The 6,581-nt window shown below is 59.7% G+C and carries 4 protein-coding genes and 1 pseudogene; all 5 read right to left on the minus strand.

All coding sequences use genetic code 11. The annotated features are described in order from the left end of the window. The gene (gene uvrB / locus ACILSL_RS26400; RefSeq protein ID WP_395735071.1) at positions 1 to 2,178 is read right to left on the minus strand and encodes an excinuclease ABC subunit UvrB; all 2,178 of its coding nucleotides are present in this window, start codon (positions 2,176 to 2,178) and stop codon (positions 1 to 3) included. A gap of 354 nt (positions 2,179 to 2,532) precedes the next feature. Then, complete coding sequence (locus ACILSL_RS26405) at positions 2,533 to 2,616, minus strand: twin-arginine translocation signal domain-containing protein (protein WP_395735074.1); 84 nt, start codon at positions 2,614 to 2,616, stop codon at positions 2,533 to 2,535. 120 nt (positions 2,617 to 2,736) lie between these two features. Then, the gene (locus ACILSL_RS26410; protein ID WP_395735072.1) at positions 2,737 to 3,825 is read right to left on the minus strand and encodes a fatty acid desaturase; all 1,089 of its coding nucleotides are present in this window, start codon (positions 3,823 to 3,825) and stop codon (positions 2,737 to 2,739) included. A gap of 176 nt (positions 3,826 to 4,001) precedes the next feature. Continuing rightward, entirely contained in the window at positions 4,002 to 5,441 is a 1,440-nt protein-coding gene (locus ACILSL_RS26415; RefSeq protein ID WP_395735073.1) for a sulfatase-like hydrolase/transferase, read from the minus strand. A gap of 495 nt (positions 5,442 to 5,936) precedes the next feature. Continuing rightward, a pseudogene (locus ACILSL_RS26420) lies at positions 5,937 to 6,320 on the minus strand (FKBP-type peptidyl-prolyl cis-trans isomerase); the annotation flags it as partial. Positions 6,321 to 6,581 lie beyond the last annotated feature (261 nt).

Below are 6,581 nucleotides of genomic sequence, written 5' to 3' on the forward strand. Positions count from 1 at the left end.
CTACCTCCCCTTCCTCCCGCCCCTCTTCGGCTTTCCATACGTCACACTCTTCCTCTGCGCCGGCAGCGCCCCGCTGTCATCCGCATTCAGCCCCGCACGCTTCTTCAGCTCACGAATCTGATCCCGCAGCAGCGCCGCACGCTCATACTCCAGCTTGCTCGCCGCATCCGCCATCTCCTGCTCCAGCTCACGGATCGTCTCCGTGATCGCAAAATCCCCGCCCCCCTCGCGCACCACGCTTTCCTCCACCTCACGTGCCTTGCCCAAAATTTGCAGACTCTCCTGCACCGCACGCTGCACCGTCTGCGGCGTGATCCCATGCTTCTCATTGTGATCCGTCTGCACCTGCCTGCGGTAACCACTGATGCTCAGCAGCGCCCGAATGCTCTTCGTCTCAATGTCCGCAAACAGCACCACCTCCCCGTTCACATGCCGCGCCGCGCGTCCCGCCGTTTGTATCAGTGACGACTCACTCCGCAAAAAGCCCTCCTTGTCCGCATCAAGAATGCACACCAGGCTCACCTCCGGCAGATCCAGCCCCTCACGCAGCAGGTTGATCCCCACCAGCACATCGCAGTCCCCCGCGCGCAGGCTTCTTAAAATCTCCACCCGCTCGATCGCATCGATGTCGCTGTGCAGATATCGCACCTTGAAATCCAGATTGCGCAGGTAGTCCGTCAAATCCTCCGCCGTCCGCTTCGTCAGCGTCGTCACCAGCACACGCTCCCTCTTCTCAACACGCTGCCGGCAAAGCTCGATCGTTTCATCAATCTGCCCCTTCAGCGGCTTGATCGTGATGATCGGGTCCAGCAGCCCCGTCGGGCGGATGATCTGCTCCACCACCAGCGCACGCCCCTTCGTCGTCACATCAAATTTATCCACCGCCTCCGCGCTCCCGCTGATCTTCACCGTCCGCGTCATCGGCAGCGCATCCGCCACCTTCGCGATGTAGCTGGTATTTCCCACCACGCTGTTCTCAATCTCAAACCGTGCAGGCGTCGCGCTCACATAAACAAGCTGCCCCACCTTGCCCATGAATTCCTCAAAGCGCAGCGGCCGGTTGTCCAAGGCGCTCGGCAGCCGGAACCCATGCTCCACCAGCACCGTCTTTCTCGACTTGTCACCCTCGTACATCCCGCCGATCTGCGGAACGGTGACATGACTCTCGTCGATGAACATCAGCGGCGGCTCCTTGAAAAAATCCAGCAGCGTCCCCGGCGTCGCCCCGGGCTCGCGCCCCGTCAGGTGCCGGCTGTAGTTCTCGATCCCCTGGCAGAAGCCCATCTCCTGCATCATCTCGATGTCATACTGCGTCCGCATCTTGATCCGCTGCGCCTCCAGCAGCTTCCCCTCCTTCTCAAACCACGCCACCCGCTCCTCCATCTCCTCGCGGATTTTCACGATCGCCTTCCGCAGCTTGTCCCCCGGCGTCACAAACTGCTTCGCCGGAAAAATCGTGTAGCTCGGCATCTTCAGCGTCACCGTCCCCGTCAGCACATCCACCGCGCTGATCCGGTCGATCTCATCGCCAAAAAACTCAATCCGGATCGCCTCGTTCTCCAGATACGCCGGCACCACCTCGATCACATCCCCCCGCGCCCGAAATTTCCCGCGCGTCAACTGCACGTCGTTCCGCTCATACAGCATGTCCACCAGCTTCGTCAGCAGCGTCTCCCGCGTCATCTGCTGCCCCACGTTCAGCGGCAGCATCATCCCCTCATAATCTTCGGGAGAACCCAGGCCGTAGATGCACGACACACTCGCCACGATGATCGTGTCCTGCCGCGTGATCAGCGCCCCCATGCTCGCCAGCCGCAGCCGCTCGATCTCATCATTCACCGCGCTGTCCTTCTCAATGAACGTGTCCGTCCGCGCGATGTACGCCTCCGGCTGGTAGTAGTCGAAGTAGCTCACAAAGTACTCGACCGCATTGTTCGGGAAAAAATTCTTAAACTCCGAGTACAGCTGCGCCGCCAGCGTCTTGTTGTGCGAGAAAACCAGCGCCGGCCTCCCCACCTCCGCGATGATGTTCGCCATCGTAAAGGTCTTCCCCGATCCCGTCACCCCCATCAGCGTCTGGTGCCGGTTCCCCGCACGCACGGACTTCGTCAGCTTCGCAATCGCCTGCGCCTGATCCCCCTGGGGGCTGTACTCCGTGTTAAGCTGAAAAACAGACATGATACAAAGTACGAGTGCGGTCCTCCGGATGCACTGAATAATACCATGAGCCGTTAAAAATGAGACTGAATCCATGGTGCCCAGTGAGAACCGCTTTTGCCCATTCCCCCGCCACACACCAGCCCTGAAAGGGCGAAGGATTCAGCCCAGGGCGCAGGAGCGCAGCGACAAGCCCTGGGTTGCCTAGAGCATTTTAAATAAAAATGTGGCCTCATCTAGGTTCAAAAATCCAAAGCTATCGCGAGGGCGACAGCAAAGTGGTCCGCACAGTCCCCTGTGCGGCGCTCCGCCACACCCATCAAATCCGCGTCCACCGCCGCCGCCTCATTAGGCTATAATATAATTTAAAATGCTCTAAGCAACCGACCAGGGAAGCAAACCCACCGCTCCTCCACACCCAGCGATCACCAGCAGCGTTTGCAAAAAGCCCCGCCGCAGGCTTCACTTCGCCGGCCCAATACCACACCTCGCCAAGGGTGCCTCTTTCCCAAAAAAACAAAGCCCGCAGGTATTCCCCGCGGGCTTCAAATTCTGGATGATTGATCCGGTACCCGCCCGTTAGGACATTCCAGACCCGATCTCGCTCGGCGAAGGCAGATCCGCCGGATCCACTTCCTCCGCCTTCGCAGCCACCGGCTGCGCATAGCGCTGGCGGTACTCCTTCCACGAGATCAGCTTGCGGTCAGACTCATCCCACAGGCGCAGGTTGATGCACTTCAGGCTCTCCCAGAAATACAGCGGTTTGATCGAATAAAACAGGGGGTGCGAATTGTGGCACTTCTCAAGGTAGTAGTTCGGGATGCGGGAGCTCAGGTGGTGCACATGGTGGAAACCGATGTTGCCCGTGAACCACTGCAGGATCTTCGGCAGCTTGTAGAAGGAGCTCCCCTCCAGCGCCGCCGTCGTGTAGTCCCATTCCTCCTTGTGCTCCCAGTACACGTCCTCGTACTGGTGCTGCACATAAAACATCCAGATCCCGGCGATTCCCGCAAACATCGTCACCGGCAGCTGCATCAGCACGTAGTTTTTAAAGCCAAACACGTAGCTCAGGCCCACAATCATCAGCACCAGCGCGATGTTCATCGTCATCACGGACTTGCGGTCCTTGCCCTTCGCCCGTGGGGACGGGAAGCGCTGATGGATCAAAAACAGCGCCAGCGGCCCCACCACAAACAGCGTGATCGGATTGCGGATCAGCTTGTAAAAGAAGCGCCGCGTCGGGCTCGCCTCCTGGAATTCCTTCACCGTCATCGTCCAGATGTCCCCGTCACCGCGGCGGCTCAGATCTCCGGAGGTCTGGTGGTGCACCGAGTGCTGCCACGTCCAGTGCGAATACGGCGTGAACGTCAGCATCCCGCAGATGAAGCCCAGCACGCTGTTCGCCTGCTTGGACTTGAAAAACGACCCATGGCCGCAGTCATGGAACATGATGAAAATGCGCACCAGCAGCAGCCCCGTCACCGCCGCGATCGCCAGCGTCAGCCAGTAGGAAACCGACAGGCTCCAATACATCGCCCACCAAAGCAGCACATAGGGAACGAACGTGTTTACAATCTGCCAGGTGGCACGTGGAATCGAAGGAACCGTGAAAGGGGCGACAATTTTTTTCCATTCGGAAATCGTGGCCTGGGGCTTGGATGATGTCATCTCAGGGGCGCTGCTCATAGTTGGGTGGAGACCTCTTATATAGCACATCTCCGCCATTCGTCCCACACACAATTTGTTAAAAAACTCTCATTTATGGCGCATTCTTGACAGTTTATTGCCATTTAAACACCTCATCTTGAGCCAACTAAAATTTTTCCCCACCCCCCGCCGCGCCCTTAGTAATCCCGAAACGGCCCCCTCGGCTCCGCCGCATCCATCTCCGCCCGCCACGCCTCAAACTTCCCCTTCATCATCCTCGCCACCTCCGGCTTTTCCGCGCTCAGATCCTTCGTCTCCCCGATGTCCGCGCTCAAATCGTAGAGCCCCTTCGCCTTCCCCGACTCGATCCACTTCCAGTTCTCAAACCGCGCCGCCTTGTCCCCGCGCCGCTGCCAGAACATCTCCTTCCGCGGCGACTTCACCTCACCCCGCAGCACCGGCAGCATGTCAAAGCCGTCAAGACTGCTCGCAGTCTTGCCCTCCGTAGCTTTAGCGAAGGACGGGCCACCCTCCGGCCCCTTCGCCCCCGCCGCATTCACCAAAGTCGGCACCAGCTCCAGCGACGTGAGAAACTCATCCGTCACCTTCCCCGCCGGCACCTTCCCCGGCCAGCGCAGGATGAAGGGCACCCGCAGGCCGCCCTCCCACATCGTGCTCTTGTGCCCCCGCAGCGGCTCATTCCCACCGTTCCCACTGCCGCCGTTGTCAGACAGAAACACAAAGATCGTGTTCTCCCGCTGCCCCGCCTTCTCCACCGCCTCCATCACCGCGCCGATCGCCTCGTCCATGCACGTCACCGCCCCGCAGTAGCGCGCCAGCTTCTCGTCCTTCACCTTCCCACGATACATCGCCACGTACTTCTCCGGCGCCTGCACCCCTTCGCTCAGCTTCTTCTCCCCCTCCTTCGTCCCCTCCCCAAAGCTCGACGCCCCATGCGGCGCGTTGAAGGCCAGGTACAAAAAGAACGGCTTCCGCCCCGCATGCTCGTTCAGGAAATACAGCGCCTCCCGCTCAAACACCTCCGTCACGTATTTCCCTTTGTCCTCCTCCGTACGCGCATTCCCCCGGAACAGCGAAGGCACGCCGTACCGCTCATGCGTGTAGTAGTCGATCCCGTTGTTCCCGTGCCCGTAGAAGAAATCAAAGCCCCGCTGCAGCGGCAGAAAGCGCCTCGCCTGCCCCATGTCCCACTTCCCCACGCAACCCGTCGCATACCCCGCCTTCCGCAGCATGTCCCCCAGCGTCACCTCCCGCACATCCAGCCCCAGCGTCATCTCCGGAGACACCGCATACTCCTCCGCAGAGTACCGGTACCCATAGTTCACCAAATCATTCCGCACCATGTCGTACAGCCCGTTCCGCTGCGGATACCGCCCCGTCAGAATGCTCCCCCGCGATGGCGTGCACGCCGGCCAAGTCACATAAAAATTCGTCCCCCTCACCCCCTCCGCCGCCAGTTTGTCCAGATTCGGCGTGATCAGCGGCTTCGTCCCCATGCACCCCAGATCCGGGTAGCCCTGATCATCACTCACAATCAGCACAATATTCGGCTGCCCCGCCAAACCGCAGCTCACCCACGCCAGGAAAAACGAAAAAGCAGCAAATCGAATCCACATCCCCCCATAACGCCACACCCGTCCTGTCCTAGCGACAAACTCGTCCCCCCCCAGCCCCTTGCCACCATTCGCGAAAATTCGCGGATATTCCTCTTCATTCGCGTTGGCGTTTTCCTCCGAATTTCAAACACGAATGCCGCAAGAGTGCCCGCCAATTTCCACGAATCAAAACCTCCCCAGTCCCCTCTGCCCCCTCTGCCTCTCTGCCCCCTCTGCGGCAAAAACGAACGTCCCAGCTCCACCGCCACCTCTTTCTGCGTCATTCGCGAAAATTCGCGGATATTCTGAACCATTCGCGTTGGAAACCTCAGTCACACCGCCTCCGCCTCAGAAATCGGGACGGATCGAATCCTCCGTGCCCCTCGGTTCGGCCTCTGGGGTGAAACCACACCCGCTTCCTTCACCCTCAGCGTACCTGCCACGCCAACACCACCAAAAAAAACTGGGCGGCACCGCAGCGCCGCCCAGCAAAAAAACAAAGAACCGGCCCTTGCCTCACTTCACCTTGATCAGCTCCACATCGAAAATCAGCGCCTCATTCGGCCCGATGTCACGCCCCGCGCCACGCGGGCCATACGCCAGCTTCGAAGGAATGTAGAAGCGATACTTCGCCCCCTCCTGCATCAGCTGCACACCTTCCGTCCACCCCGCGATCACGCGATTGAGAGGGAACTCGATCGACTCCTTGCGGCGGTAGCTGCTGTCAAACACCGTGCCGTCGATCAGCGTGCCCTCGTAGTGCACTTCCACCGTGTCCGTCGCCTTCGGGCTCTTGCCGGTGCCGGGGGTGATGACCTTGTACTGCAGACCGCTCGCGGTCACCGTCACGCCTTCCTTCTTGGCGTTGTCTTCGAGAAATTTTTCACCTTTGGCGAGAGCGATGTCGGACATGGAATGTGGGTAGTTGGGGGTTGGTTAAGAACCCAAACGCTAGCACCCCCCCCCGATTGTCGAACGCCGATTGCAGCATGCTTAGCCACCCTCTCATCACCTCTAAAATCAAAAATCGATTGCTCATCAATCGTCAATCCCACCCGCCCATCGCCCCCTTCAGCCCACCCGAGCCACGATTTCCCACGGCCGAATCTCCAAGCCTCCGCCACCTCCGCCTCCTCCGCTTTGCCCTTCGTAGCTCATCAC

The sequence above is a fragment of the Prosthecobacter sp. genome, from assembly GCF_044222345.1.
GTDB lineage: Bacteria > Verrucomicrobiota > Verrucomicrobiia > Verrucomicrobiales > Verrucomicrobiaceae > Prosthecobacter.

What these genes read in the sequence shown, in the direction of transcription:
- ACILSL_RS26410 (WP_395735072.1), bottom strand. Translation starts at nt 3,825, where the DNA reads ATGACATCATCCAAGCCCCAGGCCACGATTTCCGAATGGAAAAAAATT.
- uvrB (WP_395735071.1), bottom strand. Translation starts at nt 2,178, where the DNA reads ATGTCTGTTTTTCAGCTTAACACGGAGTACAGCCCCCAGGGGGATCAG.
- ACILSL_RS26415 (WP_395735073.1), bottom strand. Translation starts at nt 5,441, where the DNA reads ATGTGGATTCGATTTGCTGCTTTTTCGTTTTTCCTGGCGTGGGTGAGC.